This window comes from Faecalibacterium sp. BCRC 81149 (genome assembly GCF_022750605.1).
Classification (GTDB): Bacteria; Bacillota; Clostridia; order Oscillospirales; family Ruminococcaceae; genus Faecalibacterium; species Faecalibacterium duncaniae.
Window position 1 is genome coordinate 448,898 of record NZ_QXJA01000002.1, and the last position, 26,976, is coordinate 475,873.

The 26,976-nt window shown below is 47.9% G+C and carries 25 protein-coding genes; 23 read left to right on the forward strand and 2 right to left on the reverse strand.

Annotation, left to right across the window (positions count from 1 at the left end):
- Nucleotides 1-70: 70 nt before the first annotated feature.
- Entirely contained in the window at nucleotides 71-574 is a 504-nt protein-coding gene (locus D3F01_RS04930; protein WP_242886346.1) for a helix-turn-helix transcriptional regulator, read from the reverse strand.
- 333 nt (nucleotides 575-907) lie between these two features.
- Here D3F01_RS04930 and D3F01_RS04935 point away from each other — a divergent pair, with 333 nt between their 5' ends.
- From D3F01_RS04935 to D3F01_RS04960, 6 genes are all read left to right on the forward strand, one after another.
- Nucleotides 908-1,093: a hypothetical protein gene (locus D3F01_RS04935; protein WP_015538532.1), complete on the forward strand. Its 186-nt coding sequence runs from the start codon at nucleotides 908-910 to the stop codon at nucleotides 1,091-1,093.
- A 4-nt stretch (nucleotides 1,094-1,097) separates the two neighbouring features.
- A complete protein-coding gene (locus D3F01_RS04940; protein WP_242886348.1) occupies nucleotides 1,098-2,174 on the forward strand; it encodes a site-specific integrase in 1,077 nt (358 codons plus the stop codon).
- The gene (locus tag D3F01_RS04945; protein WP_015538530.1) at nucleotides 2,171-2,500 is read left to right on the forward strand and encodes a hypothetical protein; all 330 of its coding nucleotides are present in this window, start codon (nucleotides 2,171-2,173) and stop codon (nucleotides 2,498-2,500) included. The genes D3F01_RS04940 and D3F01_RS04945 overlap by 4 nt, the downstream gene beginning before the upstream one ends.
- Nucleotides 2,497-3,621 (forward strand): helicase RepA family protein, encoded by a 1,125-nt coding sequence (locus D3F01_RS04950; RefSeq protein ID WP_242886350.1) that lies wholly within the window; start codon nucleotides 2,497-2,499, stop codon nucleotides 3,619-3,621. Before D3F01_RS04945 ends, D3F01_RS04950 begins: the two co-directional genes overlap by 4 nt.
- Before the next feature lie 85 nt (nucleotides 3,622-3,706).
- The gene (locus tag D3F01_RS04955) at nucleotides 3,707-3,940 is read left to right on the forward strand and encodes a complexin-2 (protein ID WP_097778380.1); all 234 of its coding nucleotides are present in this window, start codon (nucleotides 3,707-3,709) and stop codon (nucleotides 3,938-3,940) included.
- 253 nt (nucleotides 3,941-4,193) lie between these two features.
- The gene (locus D3F01_RS04960) at nucleotides 4,194-5,462 is read left to right on the forward strand and encodes a plasmid recombination protein (protein WP_242886366.1); all 1,269 of its coding nucleotides are present in this window, start codon (nucleotides 4,194-4,196) and stop codon (nucleotides 5,460-5,462) included.
- A 57-nt stretch (nucleotides 5,463-5,519) separates the two neighbouring features.
- On the opposite strand, the gene D3F01_RS04965 is transcribed toward D3F01_RS04960, so the two are convergent.
- Nucleotides 5,520-6,062: a hypothetical protein gene (locus D3F01_RS04965; protein ID WP_242886368.1), complete on the reverse strand. Its 543-nt coding sequence runs from the start codon at nucleotides 6,060-6,062 to the stop codon at nucleotides 5,520-5,522.
- A gap of 285 nt (nucleotides 6,063-6,347) precedes the next feature.
- Between D3F01_RS04965 and D3F01_RS04970 the strand changes: the two genes are divergently transcribed.
- The 17 genes from D3F01_RS04970 to D3F01_RS05050 all read left to right on the forward strand — a co-directional run.
- Nucleotides 6,348-7,910, forward strand: coding sequence for a type I restriction-modification system subunit M (locus D3F01_RS04970; RefSeq protein WP_242886376.1), 1,563 nt, complete (start codon nucleotides 6,348-6,350; stop codon nucleotides 7,908-7,910).
- Between the two features lies 1 nt (nucleotide 7,911).
- The gene (locus tag D3F01_RS04975; RefSeq protein WP_242886384.1) at nucleotides 7,912-8,949 is read left to right on the forward strand and encodes a virulence RhuM family protein; all 1,038 of its coding nucleotides are present in this window, start codon (nucleotides 7,912-7,914) and stop codon (nucleotides 8,947-8,949) included.
- A 2-nt stretch (nucleotides 8,950-8,951) separates the two neighbouring features.
- Nucleotides 8,952-9,818, forward strand: a complete 867-nt coding sequence (locus D3F01_RS04980; protein ID WP_242886387.1) for a hypothetical protein — start codon at nucleotides 8,952-8,954, stop codon at nucleotides 9,816-9,818.
- Entirely contained in the window at nucleotides 9,811-11,718 is a 1,908-nt protein-coding gene (locus D3F01_RS04985) for a restriction endonuclease subunit S (RefSeq protein WP_242886396.1), read from the forward strand. The genes D3F01_RS04980 and D3F01_RS04985 overlap by 8 nt, the downstream gene beginning before the upstream one ends.
- The gene (locus D3F01_RS04990; protein ID WP_242886398.1) at nucleotides 11,715-12,173 is read left to right on the forward strand and encodes a hypothetical protein; all 459 of its coding nucleotides are present in this window, start codon (nucleotides 11,715-11,717) and stop codon (nucleotides 12,171-12,173) included. The genes D3F01_RS04985 and D3F01_RS04990 overlap by 4 nt, the downstream gene beginning before the upstream one ends.
- Nucleotides 12,174-12,178: 5 nt before the next feature.
- Nucleotides 12,179-15,304, forward strand: coding sequence for a type I restriction endonuclease subunit R (locus D3F01_RS04995; RefSeq protein WP_242886400.1), 3,126 nt, complete (start codon nucleotides 12,179-12,181; stop codon nucleotides 15,302-15,304).
- 24 nt (nucleotides 15,305-15,328) lie between these two features.
- Entirely contained in the window at nucleotides 15,329-16,828 is a 1,500-nt protein-coding gene (locus D3F01_RS05000; protein ID WP_242886402.1) for an ATP-binding protein, read from the forward strand.
- Nucleotides 16,829-17,025: 197 nt separating this feature from the next.
- Nucleotides 17,026-18,474: a ParB/RepB/Spo0J family partition protein gene (locus D3F01_RS05005; protein ID WP_242886404.1), complete on the forward strand. Its 1,449-nt coding sequence runs from the start codon at nucleotides 17,026-17,028 to the stop codon at nucleotides 18,472-18,474.
- A gap of 283 nt (nucleotides 18,475-18,757) precedes the next feature.
- Nucleotides 18,758-19,099, forward strand: coding sequence for a hypothetical protein (locus D3F01_RS05010; RefSeq protein WP_003020223.1), 342 nt, complete (start codon nucleotides 18,758-18,760; stop codon nucleotides 19,097-19,099).
- Nucleotides 19,099-19,812, forward strand: a complete 714-nt coding sequence (locus tag D3F01_RS05015) for an antirestriction protein ArdA (RefSeq protein ID WP_242886407.1) — start codon at nucleotides 19,099-19,101, stop codon at nucleotides 19,810-19,812. Before D3F01_RS05010 ends, D3F01_RS05015 begins: the two co-directional genes overlap by 1 nt.
- Before the next feature lie 124 nt (nucleotides 19,813-19,936).
- Nucleotides 19,937-20,335: a PcfB family protein gene (locus tag D3F01_RS05020; RefSeq protein ID WP_081445593.1), complete on the forward strand. Its 399-nt coding sequence runs from the start codon at nucleotides 19,937-19,939 to the stop codon at nucleotides 20,333-20,335.
- On the forward strand, nucleotides 20,322-23,249 hold the full coding sequence (locus tag D3F01_RS05025) for a DUF4368 domain-containing protein (protein ID WP_242886409.1): 2,928 nt from the start codon (nucleotides 20,322-20,324) through the stop codon (nucleotides 23,247-23,249). Before D3F01_RS05020 ends, D3F01_RS05025 begins: the two co-directional genes overlap by 14 nt.
- Complete coding sequence (locus tag D3F01_RS05030; protein ID WP_004845299.1) at nucleotides 23,246-23,590, forward strand: TnpV protein; 345 nt, start codon at nucleotides 23,246-23,248, stop codon at nucleotides 23,588-23,590. The genes D3F01_RS05025 and D3F01_RS05030 overlap by 4 nt, the downstream gene beginning before the upstream one ends.
- Before the next feature lie 215 nt (nucleotides 23,591-23,805).
- Nucleotides 23,806-25,770, forward strand: coding sequence for a DUF1430 domain-containing protein (locus D3F01_RS05035; RefSeq protein WP_004845300.1), 1,965 nt, complete (start codon nucleotides 23,806-23,808; stop codon nucleotides 25,768-25,770).
- The gene (locus tag D3F01_RS05040) at nucleotides 25,767-26,375 is read left to right on the forward strand and encodes an ATP-binding cassette domain-containing protein (RefSeq protein WP_002593328.1); all 609 of its coding nucleotides are present in this window, start codon (nucleotides 25,767-25,769) and stop codon (nucleotides 26,373-26,375) included. The genes D3F01_RS05035 and D3F01_RS05040 overlap by 4 nt, the downstream gene beginning before the upstream one ends.
- 20 nt (nucleotides 26,376-26,395) lie before the next feature.
- On the forward strand, nucleotides 26,396-26,713 hold the full coding sequence (locus D3F01_RS05045; protein ID WP_242886412.1) for a hypothetical protein: 318 nt from the start codon (nucleotides 26,396-26,398) through the stop codon (nucleotides 26,711-26,713).
- A 44-nt stretch (nucleotides 26,714-26,757) separates the two neighbouring features.
- On the forward strand, nucleotides 26,758-26,976 hold a 219-nt coding region (locus D3F01_RS05050; RefSeq protein ID WP_173841952.1), incomplete at its 3' end, for a DUF3847 domain-containing protein.

The window sequence follows — 26,976 nt, forward strand, 5'->3', positions numbered from 1 at the left end:
ATTCAAAAAGAGAGACATGAGAATGCCCTCTGAGAAACGGTAAGTTTTTCAGAGGGCATTTTTGTGTCTTTTATTCTTTACGCCACTTTTTCTTCGGCTCGTACCGGCCGCAGCCGTCGGCGGTCTGAGGCCAGTTGAGCTTCCATTCCAGATACTCTTCCTTGGTGATCTCGCCCTCCCGGAACTGCTTCTTACGGAGCTGCCACTCCTTCAGGAAATCATCCAGCAGGCGATAGCGGAAGCTGACTGCCATGTGCTTTTCCGGGAGATCTGGGTCGGTGGTGTCTGTGACCTCATAGAGCCGGGTGCCGGGATAGTGCTCGTCCAGCTCGAACAGAGCGTACATCACATCCTCTGCGGCGTACAGGGTCGGTTCATAGAGGGAACGGTAGTTCACATCCAGTACCTCCGCAATCTTGCGGAGCAGCTCTTCCTTGGGAGTGCGGGTGTTGCTTTCGTATTGTGCGATACGGATGTCTGCGCTTTTCTCCTCAAACCCGATGGCAATGCCCAGTTCTTTCTGGGTCATACCTCGGAGGTTGCGGGCACGTTTGATGCGGTCACCGACTGCCATGCGATTGCCTCCTGACTTAAACATATTTGTTGAACCCAGTATAGCACAGAAAAATAGGAGGTGCAATAGAAAATAAACAAAAAAGTTTAAGATTTTACCCGAAAACCTCTTGACTTAACGGAAAATGTTTAGTACAATGAGAGCGCAAAAAGATAAGCAAAAATGCTTAGTAAAATTGAATGACCGCCAAACTGACCCAAACCGCCAAGACCTTCCGAAAGGAAGCGAGCGCTCCGCAAGGGGACGGCACAGCACCGCAAAGGGGATATGCCTGCCGGAAGTCAGCGAGAATGAAGCGGCACCGAAACGAAACCGACAAGGAAAGGAGAAAAAATGGCAAACAGCATTTTTATCAAGGCAGACGAACTGGCAAAGGAGCTGGACATCTCGCAAGGTCTGGCGTACAAGATGATCGCCCAGTGGAACGAGGAGCTGAGAGCCAAGGGCTACACGACCGTAGGAGGCCGGGTAAGCAGGAGGTACTATCAGGAGAAGATCTACGGGGCAGGAGAGGAGTGATAGGATGCCAGCCTACAAGGACAGCAGGCAGGGCACATGGTACGCTTCCTTCTACTTTGAGAACTGGCAAGGTGTGAAGCAGAAGAAGCTGAAACGAGGGTTTGCCACCAAGAAGGATGCTCTGGCGTGGGAGCGGGAGTTCCTTCTTCAGCAGGCGGCAGACCTGACCATGACCTTTGAAGCCTTCGTGGAGATTTATATCACGGACAAGAAGAAGCGGCTCCGGGAAAACACATGGTCTATCAAGGAGCATATCATCCGAACGAAAATCTTACCGTATTTCAAGGAAAAACGGCTCAGTGAGATAAAGCCACGGGATGTAATTGCATGGCAGAACGAGATGTTGAACTACCGGGACAAGAACGGCAAGGCCTACTCGCCGACCTACCTCAAGACGTTGCATGGACAACTCAGTGCCATTCTGAATCACGCCGTCCGGTTCTACGGGCTGAAATCAAACGCAGCAGCCACAGCCGGGTGCATGGGGTCAGAAAAGCACAAGGAGATGCTCTTCTGGACAAAGGAAGAGTACCTCAAGTTCGCAGAGGTCATGATGGACAAGCCGCAATCCTACTACGCCTTTGAAGTCCTCTACTGGTGTGGCATCCGGGAGGGCGAGCTGCTGGCTCTGACCCCGGCAGACTTCGACTTGGACAAGGGGCTGCTCTCCATCACCAAATCTTATCAAAGGCTGAAAGGCCGGGATGTGATCACCGACCCGAAAACACCCAAGAGCGTCCGGGTCATCCAGATGCCGCAGTTTCTGACGGACGAGATCAGAGACTATCTGAAATCCCTCTACAAAGTCCAGCCAGACCAGCGGATCTTTGAGGTGACCAAGAGCTACCTGCACCACGAGATGGACAGGGGAGCCAAGGCAGCCGGAGTAAAGCGGATACGAATCCACGACCTGCGGCACTCCCATGTGTCGCTGCTGATTGAGATGGGCTTCTCGGCGCTGGCAATCGCAGACCGGGTGGGGCATGAGAGCGTGGACATCACCTATAAGTACGCCCACCTCTTCCCCTCAAAGCAACAGGAGATGGCGCAGAAGCTGGACATGGAGCGAAGGGAGGGATGAAAATGGAACGAGTACTCGACCAGCAAGGCCGCTGGCGGAACAAGGTAGTAGCCTTCCGAATGTCCCCGGAAGAGGACGAGGTTCTGGAAGCCAAGGTAAAGCTCTCCGGCCTGACCAAACAGGAGTATATTATCCGCCGCCTGACCGACCGGGAGATCACCGTGGTAGGCAACCCAAGGGTCTACAAAGCCCTGCGAGACCAGATGAAGCTGATCTATCAGGAATTGCAGCGGCTGGCCGTGGATGAAGAAGTCCCGCCGGACTTACTGGAGACCCTGCAAATGGTGGCTCTGACGTTGAACGGACTTAAGGAGGAATGCGAATGACGGACAATAGAAAAACGACCGTACCGGGTGCATCTGTTGGCGCAGATGCGGTACAGTCGTCTGATAAAATTACCACCAATATTATAACAAATTCGGACAAGCAAATCAATCTGCAAGCCGCGAAAAAGTCAAACAATTTCGGGCTGAACACGGTATCAATGACCGAGCTGTACGACACGGTGTATCCACCCCGGAAGCCCATCGTGAACGACCTGCTGTACAGCGGCACCTACCTCTTTGTAGGTGCGCCCAAGGTGGGTAAGTCCTTTTTCATGGGGCAGCTTGCCTACCATGTGGCGATGGGGCTTCCGCTGTGGGAGTACGAGGTGCATCAGGGCACCGTCCTCTATCTGGCATTGGAGGACGATTATGCCCGGCTGCAGCGGCGGCTCTCCCGGATGTTCGGGGTAGAGGAGACCAGCAATCTCTACTTCGCAACGCAGGCCAAGTCCGTGAACGAGGGACTTGACCAGCAGTTGGAAGGCTTCATCCGGGAGCACCCAGATGTGCGGCTCATTATCATCGACACCCTGCAGAAGGTGCGGGAGATCGGCGGGGACCGATACAGCTATGCCAGCGACTACGAGATCGTGACCAGGCTGAAAACCTTCAGTGACAGGTACGGCATCTGCCTGCTGGTGGTCCATCACACCCGGAAGATGGAAGCTGAGGACAGCTTCGATATGATCTCCGGCACCAACGGTCTGTTGGGTGCAGCGGATGGCGCGTTCATCATGCAGAAGAAGCGGCGCACGGACAACACCGCACTACTGGACATCGTGGGGCGTGACCAGCCGGATCAGGAGCTGACATTGGAGTTTGACCGGGAACGCTGCGTGTGGGAGTTCCAAGGAGCCGAAACAGAACTTTGGAAGCTGCCGCCCGACCCGCTTCTGGAAGCGGTGGCAAAGATGCTCACCCCGGAACAGCCGGAGTGGAGCGGTGCGCCCACGGAACTGCTGGAACGTCTGCCGGGTGTGAGCATACAGGCAAACATCCTGACCCGGAAGCTGAATGTGAGTGCCGACAGGCTCTACAACGACTATGGGATTCGGTACGAAAGCAGGCGCACCCATGAGGGCAGGGTGGTTAAATTAACGCTGGAAAATTCTGGGACATGACGATTCGTGACGGTTGTGACGGTATTTTTGCTACTATGTAAAATACCGTCACAACCGACACAACCGACACGGGATGGTGATAACGATGAAAAATGTGCAGATTTCGCAGGAACTTTTCGTCGCCTTGCTGCATTATCATTTGAGCGGTGAAAATGAGTACGAAGAGGTAATTGAGCAGGGGTTGGAGCAAAAATTGGATGCGATGCTGCGGCATGAGCTGTATGCCCAGTACAAGACAGCACCCACCGAGGAACAGCGGGAGCAGGCTCGGCAGGAGTATCTGGACAGACGAGGCGTGCCAGAAAGCTTCCGCTGGTGAGTTCCTCTATTGGCAGAGGACAGGAGCGTGTCACGCTCCTGTGAATGCAATCACGCAGGAAGGTGGTGTTGGACCGGGTAGCGGTGAGGCGCAGCAAAACCTCGTCCGCAGACGGAAGCTCCCGGCAGGGCGCAAAGGCATCTTTTGATGGACGGAACGTCTGTCAAAAGTGCTTTTGCGTTACTTTCGACGAAAGTAACAAAGCCTTTGCCGTGTCCGGCACCAGTTACTTCCACAGAGAAAGGACGTGCGATTGAAAAGAACCATTTCCGCAATGCGGGGTCCCGGCTCCCTCAACCATAACCGGAGAAGTTTTACCGCTGAAAACGTAGACCCGGAGCGCAGCAGCCTGAATGTTGTGTACCGGGATGAGCCGATTCAGAAGGTGTACCACGAACTGTTTGACGAGGCAGTGAAGCGTTACAATGCCAAGCAGAAGCGCAAGGACCGCTGTATCAACGACTACTATGAGCACCTGCGGACAGGCAAGCAGGAAAAGCTCTTCCATGAGTTGATCGTCCAGATCGGCAACAAAGATGATATGGGTGTCCTGACCGAGAATGGCGTACTGGCAAAGGAACTGCTGGACGAGTATATGCAGGGCTTCCAAGAACGTAACCCGACCTTGCGGGTGTTCGGAGCGTTCCTCCACATGGATGAAGCTACGCCCCATCTGCACATCGACTTCGTGCCGTATGTGTCCGGCTGGAAAGGCAAAGGACTGGACACCAAGGTTTCCCTGAAGCAGGCTCTGAAGGCCTTGGGCTTTGCAGGCGGCTCCAAACGGGAATCCGAGCTGAACCAGTGGATCAACGCCGAGAAAGAGCAGCTTGCCAAAGTCATGGAACGGCATGGCATCGAGTGGGAGCAGAAAGGCACCCACGAAGAACACCTGTCAGTGCTGGACTTCAAGAAGCAGGAGCGCACCAAAGAGGTGGCTGCACTGGAAGCGGCCAAGCAGGAGTGTCAGGCGGATCTGGCTGAGATGAAGGAGCAGCTGGAAACGGTACAGACAGCTGTAGACGCTGCCGAGCAGCGGATGCAGAAAGTGGAGCAGACCTACCAGAAGCAGAGCCAGAAGCTGAACAAGCTGGCTCCCATCATGGATGGGCTGGAAAGTCTGTCGGCACAGTATTCCCAGCGGCCGGAGGAATGGGTGCCGGAGGCAGGCATCTTTGAAACGGCCAAGAGCTACCGGGAAAAGAAAGCCATGCCGCTGATCCAGAAGTTGGTGAAGGTACTCTTTGCCCTCCATCGGAAGTACTGGGAGGTCAAGGATGAGCGGGATAAGTATCTGCATTTCTATCAGGACGAGAAGAAAGCTACCCATTATCTAAGCCAGCGGCTGAAAGAGGTGGAGGCTGAAAACTCTCAGCTCTATGCGATGAAACGTGATTTCAGGCGAGTCTGGAACTATTTCGGTGCCGAAAAGATGCAGCAGGTCATTGGGCTTATGAGGGGGCAGGAGCAGACCGCGGATAGAAGTCAGAAGAAGAACAGGCAGAACAGCGTAGAACTGTAAGCGTAGTAGACCCCCGCCAGCGGATGTTGGCGGGGGTCTGTACATATAAGTGATATTTTACTCAAAAAGTTCCGGGGCAATATCCGTCAGAGCAAATCCGGGAATGTCTTTCTCGTCTTTGTAGGTGCCATCTTCAACCAGAAACTCGACCTTTGCAAAGTCCGCAACTGGAATCTCAGATTCACAGACATACCAGTTCAGGTAGTCATTAGCGGTTTGTTTGAGGGTTGAGGCAACGCTGCGGTCAGCGTTGTACTTGTCGCAGAAAGTGCGCCAAGGCAGATACCGCCAGATTTTACCATTGGTCTTGATGGTAATGCGGCACATGATTTTGTCGTTGGACAGGCCGGTATTTTTGGCACCAGCATGGTCATTGGCAGTCAGCCAGACGACAGGGTGATAGTTTTCATATTTGTCAACGGATTTATAACCAATTTTCTGCCCATTAAAAAAGAGTGGTTCGTCATGGAGTGTGGCGTTGTCATATTTCAGATTGGAAGGTGTCAGAAGCAATTTCCCAGTTGCAAGAATCATCCGATACTTAATGGGGTCGGTGTAGTGATACAGGTTTTCAGGCAGCTTGGTCTTTTTCACTTTCATTTGTTTCCCTCCAAAACCGTATATGCTTACTGATACGAAACACCGTCTGCGATGCAGATAGTGGACAAGATTGAAAAAAGTGTACACTATCTCGCTGAAAAATGCAATAGAAATTTTTATCGGCTTGCAATCACGGAAAAGCTGTGGTACGCTTTACTAGGATAGTATAAAGGGAAAGTATATCCTTTTTGGGAAAAACACCATGGTGTACCAATAGTAGTACATTTACTATGTTAAAATGAAAGAAAACAATGCGGAAATCCGCATTTGATGGAGGAAATAAAAATGGTAGACACCAAAAAAGAGCAGGAACGCGAAGAGCTGCACCGTGCAATCTGGGCGATTGCGGATGATCTGCGCGGCGCAGTGGACGGATGGGATTTCAAGAGCTACGTTCTCGGTACGATGTTCTACCGTTATATTTCGGAGAACATTGCCAGCTATATCAATCAGGGCGAAATTGATGCAGGCAACCCGGATTTCCGCTATGAAGATATGTCTGATGCAGAGGCAGAGCAGGCACGGGAAGGGCTGGTACAGGAAAAAGGGTTCTTCATCCTGCCCAGTGAATTGTTCTGCAATGTACGGGCAAAAGCGGCCAGCGATGAAAACCTCAACGAAACGTTGGAAACGGTGTTCCGGTACATTGAGGAATCCGCAAAGGGCAGCTCCTCCGAGGGGCAGTTTGCAGGGCTGTTTGATGATTACGATGTGAACAGCAACAAGTTGGGGGCGACCGTTGCCAAGCGCAATGAGAAGCTCGTTAAACTGCTGAACGGCGTGGCAGATATGAACCTTGGCGATGTGAAAGAGCATGACATTGATGCCTTTGGCGATGCCTATGAATACCTGATGACCATGTACGCCAGCAATGCGGGCAAGTCCGGCGGCGAGTTCTTTACGCCTGCCGATGTTTCGGAGCTGCTGACCCGGCTGGGTACGGTAGGCAAGAAGGAAATCAACAAGGTCTATGATCCTGCTTGCGGTTCCGGTTCGCTGCTGCTGAGGGCAGAAAAGGTGCTGGGACGGGATGCCGTGCGCAACGGCTTCTTTGGACAGGAAATCAACATCACAACGTATAACCTGTGCCGCATCAATATGTTCCTGCACGACATTGAATTTGACAAATTCGACATTGCCTGTGAGGATACGCTGACCAATCCGCAGCACTGGGATGATGAACCTTTTGAGCTGATCGTATCGAATCCGCCGTACTCCATCAAGTGGGCCGGTGACGAGAATCCGCTGCTCATCAATGACCCGCGTTTTGCTCCGGCTGGTGTGCTGGCTCCGAAGAGCAAGGCAGACTTGGCCTTTATTATGCACTCGCTGGCATGGCTGGCTTCCAACGGTACGGCGGCAATCGTCTGTTTTCCCGGCATCATGTACCGTGGCGGCGCAGAGCAGAAGATCCGCAAATATCTGGTGGACAACAACTTCATTGACTGCATCATCCAGTTGCCGAGCAACCTGTTCTTTGGTACCAGTATTGCCACCTGCATCATGGTGCTGAAAAAGGGCAAAACGGACAATAAAGTGCTGTTCATTGACGCTTCTTCCGAGTGTGTCAAGGTGACGAACAACAACAAGCTCACGCCGGAAAACATCAATAAGATCGTGGACACCTTTGCACAGCGGGCAGAAGAAGCGCACTTCTCCCATCTGGCGGAGTATTCCGAGGTGCAGGAAAATGACTACAATCTGTCCGTTTCCACTTATGTGGAAGCCAAGGACACCCGCGAGAAGATCGACATTGTGAAGCTGAACGCTGAAATTGCGCAAATCGTAGCACGAGAAAACGAACTGCGGGCCGCCATTGACCAGATCGTAGCAGAAATCGAGGGCTGAGATGGAAAACGAAAAGAAAGATTCTGCATTGGTACGTTCTTCTGCGGCGGAATACCTGACCTTTGTTGCCTCTACAGGCGAGGACAAGGACAGCATTGAGATGCGCTACGAGGATGAAAACATCTGGCTGACGCAAAAGATGATGGCGACCCTTTACGATGTGGGGCTTCCGACCATCAATGAGCATATCAAAAAGATTTATGCTGACCATGAGCAGGACGAGGCGGCAACTATTCGGAAATTCCGAATAGTTCAAAATGAGGGTGACCGACAGGTTACTCGCAGCGTGAACCACTATAATCTGCAAATGATTATTGCGGTCGGCTTCAAGGTGAACAACCAGCGGGCGGTGCGGTTCCGTGTCTGGGCGAACCAGATCGTGGAGCAGTACACCATCAAGGGATGGGCAATGGACGAGGAACGCCTGAAAAACGGCGGCACAGTCCTGACCAAGAAATACTTTGAAGAGCAGTTGGAGCGCATCCGGGAGATTCGCATTTCGGAGCGCAACTTTTACCAGAAACTTACCGACATTTACGCTACTTCGCTGGATTATGACCGCAATGCACTGACCACAAAAGAGTTCTTTGCAAAGGTGCAGAATAAGATGCACTATGCTGTGCACCGCCATACGGCGGCAGAGCTGATCTATGAGAGGGCTGATGCCGAAAAGCCGCACATGGGACTCCACACATGGAAGGACGCTCCCAACGGCAAAATCAAAAAGAGCGATGTTTCGGTGGCGAAAAACTACCTGACCGAAGATGAAATGAAGTCCATGGAGCTGATCGTTTCGGCATACCTTGACCTTGCAGAGAACCGTGCCCGCCGTCATATCCCCATGACCATGGAGGACTGGGCCAAGCGGCTGGACATCTATTTGCAGGCAGATGATCTGGAAGTGCTGAAGGACGCAGGCAAAATCTCGGCGCAGCTTGCAAAGATGCACGCCGAAACGGAGTTTGAAAAGTACCGTGTGGTGCAAGATCGGCTGTACCAGAGCGATTTTGACAGGTATTTGGAGGAAAACCTAGAGTAAAAATGAGCCTTGAGATTTGGAGTTTCGTAGTGGATGTGCTCTCATTGATTGCAACAGTTGTATTGACAGTTGCAATCTATTGGCTACAGCGCTCGCATGAAAAAGAACGTGAGCAAATGGAAGTGGAGGCGCAGAAAAAAGCTGTTGCTGAAGCGGCAAGAGTTTTTCTGATTGATAATGAAGATGAAATAGAATACTTGCCGTTGTCAGCGATTGCAAAAAGCCTGAATCTCAAAAGAAAGCATCATAGAGCGATAACGACTAAGTTTTTAAGATGTAGTGAGGAAGTCCAAAAGGAAATTCTGAAGCAAGCCAATTTTCAGCTAATAGAGGTTTCTAAAAAACAGGTGAGTGCTGCATTAAAACGACTAAAAGATGATATTAAGGCGTGCGGTTTTGGACGAGATACTTTATATGATGGGGCTAAATACTTTCATCGAGCGATGGAGTGTTATTCGGATGAAAAAATTGAAACCGTAACCCCGTACATATTTGAGGACATAAGGCGAACACACTTTTATCAAGGTGATTCACTCCGATTATTAAAAGACACGAACTATAACGGAACGCTATACGGATATATGTATGATTACCTTCACTCCGCAGATTTGGGAAAATCTAAATGTCTACTGCAGCCACCAATTGATATGGTTTGGTCGCAATGCAAATTAGCTGGATGCCCGGAAGAAATAATGACATTCTGGACGATGCGAATCGTTATTGACTGTTGCCGGGTATTTGCTAAATCAGAAGAAGATTTTATTTTCGATGAAGATTTGATTGAAACACAGGAAGATATGTACTATTATGCGGTGATGGCACTGTACAGTACCTATATTGCAAAGAAAGTAGAGGGTGCGAATGAGTAAACTGGATGAACTGCTCCGGGAGCTTTGCCCGAATGGTGTGGAATATAAGAAGCTGGGTGAAATCGCAACAGTTTTGAGAGGTGCATCACCGCGGCCAATAAAAAAGTATATTACAAATGATTCTGATGGGGTGAATTGGATAAAAATAGGTGATGTTCCTGTCGGAAGTAAGTATATAACACAGTCCAAAGAAAAAATCACAAAAGAAGGTGCAGAAAAGTCAAGATATGTTCGGAAAGGGGATTTTATATTATCCAATTCTATGAGCTTTGGTAGACCTTATATTTTGGCGATTGATGGCTGCATACACGATGGTTGGCTTTCAATATCGAATTTTAAGGATGTTTTCCTTTCGGATTACTTATATTATCTCTTGAGTTCATCTGCGATACAGCAGGAAATGAAAAAACGAGCATCCTTTGGAGGCGCTGTCCAAAATCTAAATGCAGATATTGTAAAAGCACTTGTTCTTCCTGTTCCACCGATTGAAATTCAACGTGAAATTGTTCGCATTTTGGACAATTTTACAAATCTTACAGCGGAGCTTACAGCAGAGCTTACAGCAGAGCTTACAGCCAGAGGCATACAGTATAGTTACTATAGAAATAAGCTGCTGACATTTCACTCTGACACAAAAATCGTGCAACTGGCAGATATAGCGGATATTGGAACTGGAAGCAGTAATACGAACGAGGCAGTGGAAGATGGAAAATATCCGTTTTTTGTTCGCTCTCAGGAGCCGTTGCGAAAGAATGATTATGAGTATGATGAAACAGCCATTATAACGGCGGGTGATGGTGTGGGCGTCGGAAAGGTATATCATTATATTGAAGGAAAATATGCGCTGCATCAGCGGGCATACCGCATTCACATCAACACACCGGAAGTTGTGCCTAAATATTATTTCCATTACATGAAAGCAAAATTTTTGCCATACATTCAGAAAACGATGTTCCAAAGTTCCGTTGCATCTATTCGTAGGCCTATGCTGAATGCTTTTCCTGTGCCTGTTCCTCCCCTCAATGTCCAAAACCGCATTGTAAATGTACTGGACAACTTTGAGAAGATTTGCTCCGACCTCAATATTGGCTTACCTGCTGAAATTGAAGCCCGGCAGAAGCAGTACGAGTATTACCGTGATAAACTCTTGACATTTGTAGAAAATGGCAACACAATTTTGAGCAGAGCAGAGCAGAGCAGAGCAGAGCAGAGCAGAGCAGAGCAGAGCAGAGCAGAGCAGAGCAGAGCAGAGCAGAGCAGAGCAGAGCAGAGCAGAGCACTGATTAAGCTCTTGCAGTATGTGTTTGGCTATGCGGTTGTTTCTCTGCAAGATGTAGTAAAGAACAGCTGCTCTGGCGGAACACCGAAAAAAGGCGTATCAGAATATTACGAGGACGGGAATATTCCTTGGCTGAGGACGCAGGAAGTGGTATTCCGGGATATTTGCAAGACGGAGTGCTTCATTACGGAGAGTGCAGTAAAAAATTCTGCGGCAAAGTGGATTCCAGCGAACTGCGTAATAGTTGCAATTTCGGGCGCGACTGCTGGAAGATGTGCAATCAATAAAATTCCGCTGACAACAAACCAGCATTGTTTGAATCTTGAAGTTGACCCGGAAATGGCATTGTACAGATATGTGTATTACTGCATCTGTGCAAAGCAGGAAGAACTTCTTGCGAAAAAGGAGGGCGCACGTGGAGATTTGAACTCAACAAGAATTTTAAGTTTGCAAATTGATCTCCCATCGATTGAAGAACAGAAACGGATTGTTTCTATCCTTGACCGTTTTGATTCTATCTGCAATGATTTGACCAGCGGCCTGCCAGCAGAGATTGAAGCAAGACAAAAACAGTATGAGTATTATCGGGATAAACTGTTGAGCTTTAAGGAGAGATTATGAAAATTAGAGATTTTGAATTAAAAGACCAAACGGTTTTGGAAATTGGAAAATTCGCGATTTTATGGAACTGGTTTGAAAAAGAATTTTGCCATAATGAATGTAATTATAAAGAACTTAAAAAGGTTGCCCCGTATGTGAAAATTGATCTTCAGAGTCAAAAAGATTTGGCAGAAGTATTTGAGCAAAGAAGGTTCTTGTTTGAACAGATGATTGAAGAATATGTAAGGACAGCATTATATCCGGATAACGCTAAAAGACCGAAAACAGAGCCGGAAGAGAGAAAAGCGATGGAAGGTTTTTTAGCTCAAAAAGAAGAGTATATAGTTCTTGGTTGCCTAATGTCAATTTACAGAATTCGTTGTAATATGATGCACGGCTTGAAAATTGTTGAGCAGTTGGACGATCAATATGAACTTTTTAAGGCGGTAAATGGAGTTCTTGAAAGTATAAGGTGATAGAAATGTCCTTTTTCAATATCGTTGCGGCTACCAATGAAGATACCGTTGTTGCCACCTATGAACCCTCCAAGGTGCGCTCTGACAGCTACCAGAGTGAGGCGGAGTTGGAAAAAGAGTTCATCCGGCTGCTGTGTGAGCAGGGCTACACCTATCTGCCGCTGCATACCGAGGATGAACTGATTACCAACCTCCGCAGTCAGTTGGAAGAGCTGAACCACTACCAGTTTTCCGATACGGAGTGGCGGCAGTTTTTCAGTGATGTAATTGCCAACCCCAACGAGCACATTCCCGAAAAGACCCGGAAGATTCAGGAAGACAATGTGCAGGTATTGCACCGGGATGATGGCAGCTCCAAAAATATCACACTGATCGACAAAAAGAACATCCATAACAACCGCCTGCAGGTCATCAACCAGTATGAGGTAAAACAAGCAGACGGCGCACGGCATGATAACCGCTATGATGTGACGATTCTGGTCAACGGCTTTCCGCTGGTTCATGTGGAGCTGAAGCGGCGCGGGGTGGCCATCCGGGAGGCATTCAACCAAATCAACCGCTACCAGCGGGATTCGTTCTGGGCGGGCTGTGGTTTGTACGAGTATGTGCAGATTTTCGTGATCTCTAACGGCACAAATACCAAGTACTACTCCAACAGCACCCGCTACAATGCCATCAAGGATGCCAAACACGGCAAGACGAAAAAGGAAAAGACCAGCAACAGCTTTGAATTTACCTCCTACTGGGCTGATGCGAACAACCGCGTGCTAACGGATCTGATCGACTTTACCCGGACATTCTTTGCAAAGCACACGATCCTGAGCGTGCTGACCCGGTACTGCATCTTTACCTCAGAAAAGATGCTGATGGTGATGCGCCCATACCAGATTATGGCAACCGAGCGGATATTGAACCGCATCGAGATCGCCAACAACTACAAAAAGTATGGCAGCATCGAGGGCGGCGGCTACATCTGGCACACCACTGGCTCCGGCAAGACGCTGACCTCCTTCAAAACGGCACGGCTGGCATCGCAGCTGCCATACATCGACAAGGTGCTGTTTGTGGTAGACCGCAAGGACTTGGACTACCAGACTATGAAGGAGTATGACCGTTTTGAAAAGGGCGCGGCAAACTCCAACACCAGTACCACGATTCTGAAACGCCAGTTGGAAAACCCGGAAGCGCATATCATCATTACCACCATCCAGAAACTGGCGACCTTCATCAAGAAAAATCCGGGGCATGAGGTCTACCAGAAGCACGTTGTGATTATCTTTGACGAGTGCCACCGCAGCCAGTTCGGTGATATGCACAAGGCCATTGTTCACAATTTCAAAAAGTACCACCTGTTCGGCTTTACAGGAACGCCGATTTTTGCAGTCAACGCAGGAAGCTCCACTGATCCACGCTATTTCACCACGGCGCAGACGTTCGGCGACCAACTGCACACCTACACTATCGTGGATGCCATCAACGACAAGAATGTGCTGCCGTTCCGGGTGGACTACATCAAGACGATGGACACAGAGCCAGACATGGACGATAAACAGGTTTGGGATATCGACCGGGAAAAGGCGTTCATGTCACCCAAGCGCATTTCTCTGGTGACCAAGTACATCCTTGACCACTTTGACCAGAAAACCTATCGGGGAGACAAATCGTATGAGTTTAATCTGCTGACGAACGTGGCAGAGGTGGCCTCTGCCCAGCGTGGTGCAGTGGAGGAAATCAAGCAAAAACAGCGCGTCAGCGGTTTTAATTCGATTTTCTGTGTGGCATCTGTGCCGATGGCAAAGCTGTATTATCAGGAGTTCAAAAAGCAGATGGCGGCAGACCCAACCAAGCGGCTGCGCATTGCTACCATTTACAGCTATGGAGCCAATGAAGCGGAAACGGATGGCATTCTGGACGAGGAAAACCCGGAAGATACCTCCAACCTCGACCAGAGCAGCCGGGATTTTCTGGACGCCGCCATTCAGGATTACAATGAGATGTTCCATACGAACTACTCCACCGATGGCGAACGGTTTCAGAATTACTATAAAGATGTATCGCTTCGCATGAAGAACAAGGAACTTGACCTGCTGATCGTGGTCAATATGTTCCTGACGGGCTTCGATGCTACTACGCTGAACACCCTTTGGGTGGACAAAAACCTGAAGATGCATGGTCTGATTCAGGCGTTCAGCCGGACGAACCGTATCTTGAACAGCATCAAGACCTTTGGCAATATCGTCTGCTTCCGCAACCTGCAAAAGCGGGTGGATGCGGCAATTTCGCTGTTTGGAGATAAAAATGCGGGCGGCATCGTTCTGCTGCGCAAATACGCGGACTATTACCACGGTTATACGGACGAGCAGGGAAAATACCATCAGGGCTATACGGACATGATCGATGACCTGACGCAAAAATTCCCGCTGACAGAGCCGCAGATCGTCGGAGAGCAGAACCAGAAGGACTTTATCGTGCTGTTTGGTGCACTGCTGCGGATGCGGAACCTGCTGTCCTCCTTTGATGACTTCAAGGGCAACGAACTGATCTCGGAGCGGGATTTACAGGACTACTTAGGCCGCTATCAGGACTTGCGAGATGAATGGCGCAATAAGAAGCACGATGAAACCAAAGAGGATATCACGGATGATGTGGTGTTCGAGGTGGAGCTGATTCGGCAGGTCGAAATCAATATTGACTACATTCTGATGCTGGTCAAAAAGTACCATGATACTCATTGTGACGATAAAGAAGTGCTCATCACGATTCGCAAGGCGATTGATGCCAGCCCGGAACTGCGCAGCAAAAAGCAGTTGATTGAAACCTTTATTGCAGGGGTCAACGATGTGGATGACGTGATGACAGAGTGGAACACCTTTGTGTCCGAACAGCGGGAGAAAGAACTTGCAAAAATCATCCAAGAGGAAAAGCTGAAGGAGCCGGAGACACGCAAATATCTGGCCAATGCGTTCTGTGACGGTGAGATCAAGACCGTGGGCACTGACATTGATAAGCTGATGCCGCCTGTTTCCCGCTTTGGCGGCGGTGGCCGTGCACAGAAAAAACAGGGTGTGATTGATAAGCTGAAGAGCTTCTTTGATAAGTTCTTTGGGATTGGCGGAAATTTATCCGTTTGATAAAAAGGAGGTAGGGGAAAAGATATGTATATTGATAAATTGGAGTACAAAAATGTGGGTCCTATTAACGAGATGGTTTTAAACACAAGAAAAAGTAAAAATGGAACGCCGGTGCCATTAGTGCTGGTGGGAAAGAATGGAAGCGGGAAGTCTATTTTTCTGTCTAATATTGTTGATTCTTTCTACGAAATTGCGGATAAGGTATATGACAACGCAACGGAAAATAGCGAGGGAGGACATCAGTACTATAAGGAAATATCACCGGAGCAAATTCAAATTGGAAAGAATTATATGGTTTCGCATATTTGTATGAGCCAAGGAGACAGCAGGATAGAATATGTGTTTAAATCTGGTGAATATGCATTCGAAGAATTCAGAAAAGTGAGCGAAATTGACATAAATCTGAATTGGAATAGTGAAGTGAATTATAAAAATGTTGTTGGAGATAACAAAAAAATAAACGATGCGTTCGAAAAAAATATTGTTTGTTTTTTCGGTCCAGAGCGCTATGCGAAACCTTCGTGGATGGGAAAACTTTACTATCCCAAAAAAGAAATGGACACATATAGTGTTCGGTCAAGATATGCAAGAAAACTCAACAATCCAATAACGGCAATGAATCTTCCTGAGATGACATTGCAATGGCTTTTTGATGTAATTGCGGATTCACGAGCCGACCTAGAAAGAAACAAAACTAATGGATATACAATTGTCTTTCCATCGACAAACGATATAAATTTGCTTTCGATATCTCGAAAGAATGCTGAAGAAGTTATGTCTGCAATTTTAGGCGAAAAAATCGTTTTTAGAATGGGAAATAGATCAGAGGGAAAACATAGACTTTCAATTTTAAGAGAAAACGATAGAACGCTTTTAGTTCCTTCGTTGGGAGCACTTTCGACGGGACAGATGGCGTTGTTTAATATGTTTTCTACAATTATTAGATATGCAGACACAGATGATATAAACTTAAGCCATAAGTTGAACGACATAGAAGGAATTGTAATTATAGACGAGATTGAACTTCATTTGCATTCGAAGCTGCAAAGAGAAGTTTTGCCAGAACTAATTGCATTGTTCCCCAGAATTCAATTTATTATAACATCTCATTCACCATTATTCTTGCTTGGCATGAAAGAGAAATTCACGGACGATGGATTTGATATAATAGAAATGCCATCAGGGAAAAAAGTATCTACTGAAGAATTTTCAGAATTTGAAAATGCGTACCATTACTATACAGAAACTGAAAAATTTCAAGAGACTCTGAAAAAGATGATTGACGCAAAGCACGAAAAGCCGCTAATTATAACTGAGGGCTCAACAGACTGGAAACATATGAAAGCGGCATATAATGAACTAATACATGATTCTAGATGCAAAGAGTGGCTATCAGAGCTGGATTTTGAATTTTTGGAATATGAGCCCGAAAATGGAAAGACGGAGGGCGATATTAAACTTAAAATGGGAGGATCACAGCTAAAAACGATGTGTGAGCAGTATAGTATGATTACTTCCTATTAGGAACACTGTAAATACAAGGCTTTTCGGAGTCTACAAACCAGAAAAAATAATATTTGATCTATCACATTACGCAAAAAGCCGTCCGGCATGAAAAACGGGCGGTTTTTTTGCGTGGATAGACGGAAAGGAGGCACAAAAATAACTACAAAATTTTAGCGTTCAAATTTGTGCAACTTTAACGAAAAGGAGGATCGTAAATGGCCGATGAAAAATTGAATACTGGCCCTGCGGAGAATATTTCCCCGGAGGCCGCCGAGCCTATCACCACACCCGAACAGGCCGCAGCGTCTGAGCCCCGGCAGGAACAGACCGGGCCTGCCATACCTGAGCCCGGCGATGTGGTTGTGTCCTTTGACAAAATCAATGAGCTTATGGCGGAAAAGAGGCAGAACGCCCGCGCCGAAGTCGAAAAGGCGGAAACTCCAGAAATACCGGAGGCAGCAGCCCCCGGAGGAACACCGCAGCCCGCCAATACGGAGGAGCCGAAAAAGCCGCGCCGTGGCCGTCCGCCGAAAGCGGAAAAGGCCGCGACTGAAAATCAGAAAGCGGAGAAATCGGCTGGGGCCCGCAAGGGCCGCCCACCCAAGGCGGATAAGGCGGCCCCTGACAAGCCCAAGCCGTCCAAACGAGACAAAGTGTCCCGAAGTGACGGAAAGGCCCCGGATGCCAAGGAGCCCATTAAGCCTGCACAGGATACGGCACCGAAGGAAACTGCTGCTGCGGAACAGACGGCTCCCGAGCCGACCACACCGCCCCGCCCGGTTGAGGAAGGCAAGCTGGTTTATCTGAAACTTTCCGAGGTTCATCCGTTTCACACATTCCGTCCGCACCCCTTTAAGGTACGGGACGATGCGAAGATGCAGGAAATCGTTGCTTCTATCCGCGTAAACGGTGTAATGGTTCCCGGTCTTGCCCGCCCGGAGAAAGATGGAAACGGCTATGAAATTGTAGCAGGCCATCGCCGTACCCACGGCAGTGAACTGGCGGGGCTGGAGGAAATGCCCTTTATCGTCCGTGAAATGACCGACCACGAAGCGGTACAGGCCATGAAGGACAGCAACAAGCAGCGTGACGGGATGCTCCCCAGCGAATTGGCCGCGCTGCTGGAACTCGAGGTTGAGGACATCAAGCATCAGGGCGGGCGGCTGAAAGGTGTTGCGGAAGGCGATGTCGGGAAACGCTCGGTTGAGATTGTAGGCGAGGCGCATGAAATGAACTATAAAAAGGTCATGCGCTACTTGCGGCTCAACTCCCTTGTGTCGGAGCTTCTGGATAAGGTAGACGATAAAAAGATGGGCTTCATGCCTGCCGTGGAGCTTTCCTACATCAAACCGAAAAATCAGAGGCTTATTGCTGTTTCCATTGACGGGGAGCAGGCTTCGCCCTCGCTGGCCCAGGCTAAACGGCTCCGGGAGCTGGATAAGGAAGGCAAGCTTAACGGCGATGTCATTGACGGTATCTTATCAGAACAGAAAAAGGAGGATCGAGGCGTGATTATTTCTACTGCGGAACTGGAAAAGTATTTTGGCAAGGAGGTCACTCCCGCCAAAATGAAAGAACAGATTATGTCCCTGCTGGATGACTGGAAAGAAAAACAGCCGCCGGAGCTGGCAAAAGCCCCGAAAAAGCAGGAACTTGACAAGTAACAACTTCGAGACACTTTGTCCCGAGGGCCCCGCCCTCGCGCAGAGGCTCTGGTGGTATATATCCCCCGTCGCCGCCTGTTTTTTAGTACAGCCGGGAGTGGGCCGTCAAGGGTGCAGCGCACCGCCGTTTTCGGCGGCTCGCCCTTGACGGTCTGCCCCGGCTGTGCTATTTCCCCGGCAAGCGGCGGGGGTATATCCTCCAGAGCCGCCCCCTTTCCCAAGACTGGGAAAGGGCGTGGGGTTTGGGTTGAACTTTCTTATTAAAATATCGGAGGTATGAACGATGAAACGACCCCTTGCTTATATCACCGCTGCATGGCTCGGCGGCGATAGTGAAAACGCAGAACTGGCGGCGCAGTATTGCCGCACCGTGTATGAGGCAGGCTTTTCTCCTATTTGTCCGCCTTTGTACTTGCCCCTGTTTCTCAACGATGCTGTTCCCGAGGAGCATAAAAGCGGCATCGACATGAGCCGTGACCTGCTCCGCCGTTCGCATGTGCTGGTTGTCTGCGGGCACAGTATGACCGAAGCCATGAAAAATGATATTGCCGTGGCCCAGCGGCTGGGAATTACGGCAACAACCCTTGAGGGCATCCTGACCGTCAAGGGACAGGGCCGCCGCTAATGGCAACCCTGTTTGAAGCCTACGTTACCAACGCCGGAAAGTACAGCGAGGGCCAGCTTGTGGGTGAAACACTGAAATTTCCCACAACCGCCCAGGAGGTGGAGGCTCTCTTGAAACGGATCGGCGTGGATGGCGTCCGCTATCAGGAAATTTTTATTACCTCTTTCGATGGGGATGTGCTGGGGCTCTATGACCATTTGAGCGAGTATGAAAATCTGGACGAGCTTAATCATCTGGCCTGCCTGCTTTCCGAGCTTACCTCATCGGAGCTGGAAACACTGGAGGCCGTCCTCGACAGCGGCGATCACTGTTCTTCGGTGCGGGACATCATCAATCTGACACAAAATCTGGACTGTTACGGCTTTTACCCCGGCGTATCCGATGAGGAAACGCTGGGGCGTATTTATGTGGACGATCTGGAAATGTTGGATGTGCCGGATCAGGTAAAACCGTATTTCGATTATGAGGCGTATGGCCGGGATGCCTGCATCCACGAAAACGGTCATTTTGCCCCGGACGGCTATGTTGTCAAAGAAAGCGATCATTTCGTGGAAGTGTATCATGGCTTGCAGGATATTCCCAAGGAGCATAAGGTGTTCTCTTTCCCGAAGCTCTCTATCCGGGCGCAAATGGCCGCTTATCAGGAAATCATAGACGGTTCTTCTTTGGAGGGCTACCGTCAAATGCAGAAAAAAGACCGTGGGGATCGGTGATGGCACTTCGAGACAAATTGTCCCAAGGAAGGAGGCGGTGTAACTGATTGATGAAGATATTTCCCGGCGCACGATAGCCATATCCGTAAAAACAACCAAGCTGACGGCGCGGGGACTGGCGTATGTGCTGGGCATGGTGGGCCGGAAGATCCGCAAGGCATACCGTGGGCGGCAAGTACCGCATGGAAAACAAAGTGTGCGAAAGCTCATGGCCCACGGTACAGCCACCAACAGCATTGAGCTATCCGGGGATGCCAAGTCCTTTGACCGCGTGGCCCGGAAATGGAATGTAGACTATGCGTTCTATAAAACCGGGCCGGACAAATACCTGCTGTTTTTCAAGGCTGGACAGGCAGACGCAATGACCGCCTGCTTTTCTGAGTATTCCCGGAAAGTGTTAAGCAAAGCAAAATCGAACCGTGTTCCCATCCGGGAACAACTGCAACAGGCGGCAGATCAGCTTTCCAAAGAAAAGCCGAAGCAGAAAGAACGTGCAAAGGAGGTGGCCCATGAGGACAGATAAGATCAGAAAATATCTCATTCCGAACATTCCCTATCTGTTCATCCTGTGGGCGTTCCTCAAGCTGGGAACGGCCTACCGGCTGGCAGCGGGTAACGATTTTGCACATAAGCTCATCGGGCTGGGCCAGACGATTGGCCCGGCCTTTGCTGACTTTGCACCCGGTCTTGCCCCGCTGGATTGGCTTGTTGGTATTGTAGGCGCAGTTGGTTTCCGGCTGCTGATCTATTTCAAAAGCAAGAACGCTAAGAAGTTTCGGCGGGATGCAGAATACGGCAGCGCCCGGTGGGGAACGGAAAAAGACATCAAACCATTTGTTGATCCAAGGTTTGAAAACAACGTGATTTTGACCGGGACGGAGTTTCTCACGATGAACACCCGCCCTAAAATTCCCGCAAATGCCAGAAACCTGAATTGCTGTATTATCGGCTCATCCGGCTCCGGCAAAACCCGCTTTTGGCTCACGCCCCAGCTTTTACAGGCTCATTCCTCTTATGTGGTGGTCGATCCCAAAGGCGGTGTGCTGGGACAGGTCGGAGCTTTCCTGCAAAAACGCGGGTACAAAATCAAGGTATTCAACAGCATAGATTTTTCAAAATCCATGCACTATAACCCGCTGGCGTATATCCGCAACGAGGCTGATATTCTGAAATTCGTGGATGCCCTGATTTCCAACACAAAGGGCGAAGGCAAGGAAGGCGATCCATTCTGGACGAAATCGGAAACGCTTTTATACTGCGCCCTGATTGCCTACATCATTTTCGAGGGGCCTGCTGAGGATCGGAACATGAATACCCTTGTGGATATGATTTCCGGCATGGAGGTCAAGGAGGATGACGAGGACTTTATGAACGCGGTGGACTATATGTTTGCCGGGCTTGAAAAGCGCAAGCCGGATTGCTTTGCGGTCAAACAGTATAAAAAGTACAAATTGGCCAGCGGTGTTGTATGCTCTAAAAGACTTCTTAATCAAGCGGTTGGGAAGTCTCTTAGAACACACAACCTAAAACCGAAGAAAGGAGCGCAAGTTATGAGAAAAAACGAGAAAATCACAGCTCTGTACGAACGACTGAGCCGTGATGACTTTGGCAAAGATGATGACCAACAGCGTGAGAGCAATTCCATTTCCAATCAAAAGGCTATGTTGGAGGAGTTCGCCGCACGGCAGGGCTTTACGAACATTGTCCATTTCACGGACGATGGCATTAGTGGTACTTGCTTTGACCGTCCCGGATTTTTGGCAATGATGAAAGAGGTTGAAGCCGGGAATGTGGAGTATCTGTGCATCAAGGACATGAGTCGCATGGGTCGTGACTATCTGAAAGTCGGTCAGATTATGGAAATCCTGCGTCAGCGTGGCGTTCGCCTTATCGCCATCAATGACGGCGTGGACAGTGCCAGAGGGGACGATGATTTTACCCCTTTCCGCAACATTATGAACGAGTATTACGCCAGAGACACCAGCCGTAAAATCCGTTCCACCTTCCAGTCCAAAGGCAAGTCCGGCAAGCACCTCACAGGCACAGTCATTTACGGCTATCTCTGGAACGAAGCCAGAGACCAATGGTTGGTTGACCCCGAAGCCGCAGAGGTGGTCAAGCGTATCTTTGCCATGACGATTGAGGGCTACGGTCCGTATCAGATCGCCAGCAAGCTGAAAGAAGAAAAAATTCTCATTCCGTCCGCTTACCTTGCCCAGCACGGCGAGGGCGTGAACAAGAATAAGACTTTCAAAGATGTGTACGGCTGGGGTTCTTCCACCATCTGCAACATTCTTGAAAAGCGTGAATATCTGGGACACACCATCAATTTCAAGACCCGAAAGCACTTCAAGGACAAGAAAAGCCATTATGTCCCGGAGGACGAATGGACGATTTTTGAGAATACGCACGAAGCCATTATTGACCAGCAGACCTTTGACCTTGTGCAGAAAATCCGTGGGAATGTCAGACGCTACCCGGACGGCTGGGGCGAAGCAGCTCCCCTCACAGGCTTGCTTTATTGTGCCGATTGCGGCGGCAAGATGTATGTCCACCGTACCAACAACGGCAAGCGTATTTCTCAATATACCTGTTCCCAATACAGCAAAGTCCCAGTTGGAAAGCTCTGCACGACACAGCACCGTATCAATGAAGATGTGGTACTGTCCCTTGTTTCCGAAATGCTCAAAGCTATTGCCGAATATGCCAAGCATGACAGAGCCGAGTTTGTCCGTGTGGTGCAGGAAGCACAGTCCAGCCAGCAGACGGCAGAGGTCAGGAAACAGCGGACACGCCTTGCCACAGCAAAGCAGAGAGTTTCCGAGCTGGAAGTCCTGCTCTGCAAAATCTATGAGGACAACATTTTAGGCAAGCTGTCCGACAGCAGATACGCCACTCTGGACGCTCAATACGAAAAGGAACAGTCCGAGCTTACCGCTGAAATCTCTGTTCTGGAAAAGGCTGTCAAGAGCTATGAGAAGCACGAAAAGGACGCTGACCGTTTTATCGCTCTGATTGGTAAGTATGAGAACTTCGACAAGCTGACCATTGCCATGCTCAACGAGTTTATCGAGAAAATTCTTGTGCATGAGCGTGACCGCAAAGGAAGTATACAGACCACACAGGAGGTTGAGATTTACTTCAATTTTGTTGGGCGATTCGTTCCCCCGGCGTTTGGAGAAGCGGAGCTTACCCCGGAGGAATTAGAGGAAATCCGCAAGCGTGAGGAACGCAAGGACAGGCTTCATCAGAACTACTTGAAGCGGAAAGCCAGCGGAGCGCAGAAGCGATACGAGGACAAAATCAAGGGGAGAAAAAAGGCAGAAATCGAAGCCAAGAAAGCCGCTATTCGTGCGGAGGATATTGCAAAGGGAGTGTTCGTCCCTGTCAGCAGTTTACCGCAGAGAGAGCCGATGAAAGGAGTACAAACAGCATGAATATCACTTATACACAGAACGGCGATTATCTTATCCCGAACATCGTTATCCGCAAGACCAAGCCCCTCGGACACTACGGCAGACTTCGCAAGGCGTATCTGGAAATGCACCGTCCGATACTGTTCAATGAGCTGGTGCTATCCGACAAGCTCTTTGAGCATTGCGCCGAGATTGACGAAGCGGCACGAAACCGCATGGAGCTGATCGTGCGGTCACTGGCAGAGCAAAACGGCGTGACCGAGCAACTAAAAGCCAAAAACCAAATGGAATGGGTGCGGCAGATGAACGCTTGCAAGGCACAGGCAGAGGAGATTGTGAAAGCGGAATTGATTTATGATTGAGCGAGGAAGTCCGGGCAGAAAACTGTTCGGACTTTTCTCATGTAGTCCAAAGTTGCGGTAGAATTGTTCACGAGTTTTATGGTACAATTTATGCGAATAAAGAAAACGGAAAATTAGAATCTAACAAGAGAATGTGGTTGTATGAAAAAATCCATATTAGTATTTTGGGCAATCGTGTGTCTGTTACCTATTCAAAGGAGGTTTAAGAATTTCAAATGAAACATATAAGAAATATATTGCTGTTGATTACGATTATTTTTGCTTTTGTTATGCAAGCTGAAGTATATCAAAATATGCTCTGGAACTTTAATGGTGCTTATTATTTATCGTCCAGATACACAACTACTAATGACGATATGGATTCATTTTTAGCCAATGCAGAAGATACAGCTGAGAAGCATGGTGTTCATATTTTTTCGACTTTTAATCAGAGAGTTTCTAATTATCAGACAAGACTTTATATTTATGGTGATGATACCGTTGTTCGGGATAGTCTTAAAAGCACAATGGATATTGAGGAAAAAACATATACGGCTTTGATAGGTGGAATCACCGTAATAGAATTTGAAGATTTTAGAGAAGCAAAAAACACAGGCAATGGACAGGAAATAATGGTCAGCTATATCGGTGATGATGATGACATTATTGCCACATATCAAGATTTGGCAAAAGAATATTCTATATCGCAGCCAGAGTTTTGGCAATCAACCGAAACTGATATGATGTTCATTGTTTGGGGCCTGGTTGCCATATTGATGATTGTACTTAATATGATTGAGGTGATACGCAGGCAAAAGGAAGTAGTTGTACGAGCTTCTCTGGGCGAAAATGCTGCTGTGATTGCTCTAAAAGCTGTAGTGGCTGATATGATTTCATATGCTGCATTATTCGTCTTAGCAAAGTTGCTTGTTTCTCAATTTATATCGGGAGCGTATGAAGATCATCTCATTTTGGCAGTGTATTGTGCCGGAGCAGTTCTTTCCGTAATTCCTTATGCTGCTTTTGTCCGCTTTGATGTAAAAAAAGCCTTTGCCAATGCTTCAGATAAAAAAGGTATGTTTTATCTTCTGAACGGTCTTAAAGTATTTGCTACTGCTATGACAATTTTTACAATAACTACAAATCTCAGTAGCATTCAAGGTAATTTACTTACAAACACTACTCTTTTAGAAAATCATTATAATGATTATTATTTTGGAGTTATGCAGATTGAACCTCCTTTTGAAGAAAATGAGGAGGAATCCAAAGAGAGCAAATTTTGGAATGACCTTTACGAAAATGAATACAACACGATAAATCCGGTGGTCTGCATAGGCAGCCGGATAAGCGATACGGATAATTATATTTTTGTAAATCATAATGCCAGAGATATGCTACAAGGGTTTTCTGATATGCTTACTGAAGATGATGAAAAAGAGGATATCGTGGTCTTCGTGCCAAAGGGAAGAAATGCGGAATCATACAAAGATATCGCAAAAGAGGAAATTGGCTCTCTTACCCAAAATGCAGAAGAACTGCGTGTTGTTTATAAAGAATATTCTGGCAGAGAACAATTTTATTATCTCAATTCGAACAGAGAAGAGGCTATTGACGGATTGTCAAGAGTAACAAATCCGATTGTGATTTATCAGGCAAATGAGGCTGTTGCTTTAAATGGAAGTTATATCGAAACAGGAACATATAATGGTGAGGTAATCTACGGATGCGATGAAAGCACAATTCGCAGTGTTGCGAAAAAATATTCAGAACAGCTTGGTTCACACTATTTTATGCTGACGAATGTCGGAGAGGATTACATTTATAGTCATAGTTTCCTCGTGAAACTGATTGGCTTTATAAGCTCTCTTTGCGTATTAGTATTGCTGTTAGATATCGCTATCATCATATCTGAAGTGAAAATGGAATTTAGACTTAATGCGATGGAAATCTCCCTCAAAAAGGTTTTGGGCTATCGCTTTTATGAAAGGCACAAAAGATTTATTTCCGTTAATCTCTTAGAAAATATAGCCGTTGTGATATTGATTTGCATTGTTTCAATTTTTATATCTAACGCAAGTGTCGGGATTGCTTTACTGATTGGAGCGTTGCTCACCATTATTGAAATGGCAATCATTTTCACAAATATTATGTGGGTTGAAAAAACAAATATCTCAAAGTCATTGAAGGGAGGATGTTTATGATTATAATTCGTGGCTTAAATAAAGCATTTGGAGAGAAAATAATTTTCTCTAACTTTAATTTAGAAATTCCGGATGGAAGTTTTGTAGTAATCAGCGGCGATAGCGGCAGTGGAAAAAGCACTTTACTCAATATGATTGGTGGTATCGAAAAACCGGATAGCGGCAGTATCATAATCGAAGGGCTGAATATTACCCGGCTTAAAAATAAAAACAGTTTTTTTGCGGATACAGTGGGGTTTCTTTTTCAGAATTTTGCACTGCTTGAAAATAAGACAGTTAAAGAAAATTTAAGTTTGATTAAAAAATCAAGCCGAACTAAAGTATCACTTAAAGAAGCTCTTAATCGTGTGGGGTTATCAAAGGAAGTTAACAAAAAAGTTTATCAGCTTTCCGGTGGTGAACAACAGAGAGTTGCTTTAGCTCGTCTTATGATGAAAAAATGTTCTGTTGTTTTGGCAGATGAACCTACTGGCTCACTTGACAAGAAAAATAGAGATATTGTTATGAGGTTATTGCACGAACTCAATGAAGAAGGTAAAACGGTTATCATTGTTACCCACGATCAGGGTATTATTGAAGATGAACCTTATGTTGTGAAAATCTGAGAGTACCTCTTAGAAATGTCTTGATCTACATTTTATATAATTTGGGTCAGAAGAAAATCCCTTTAGGAACTAAAGGGCGCACTTCTATACTCTCCTATCGGGAGTATGTGCGTCCTGCGGAGCTTCATTCTCTGTCAGCAGAAGAAAACTGCCCGACCGAGAAAGTTGCGTCACTTCGTTCCGTCAAGGTGGCTACACCCCCTTGCGCCGCTAATGCGGCTATCCCCTGTGGACTTGCCGTCCGCAAACAGCATAAAATGCTGTTCGCCGCCAGCAAGTTTGGAAAAATAAATACCGAAAATCAGACCGTTGACTGGTCGCACTATGCGAAAAGTTGACGGTCTTTTTTTATCCCCAAAATCAAAAAAGGAGGTCAATCACAATGACAAAACCGAAAACCCTTGACCAGCTCCGAGCCGAAAAGGAACGAGCCGAGACGCAGCTTGCACAGGAACAACACAAGCTGGAGCGTCTGGAGAATAGAAAGAAGTATCTGGAGAAAGGCGAACGCACCAAGCGCACCCACCGCCTTTGCAATCTGGGCGGCACGATTGAGAGCCTTGCCCCGGAGGTCAAAGATCTCACACGCACCGAAATGACA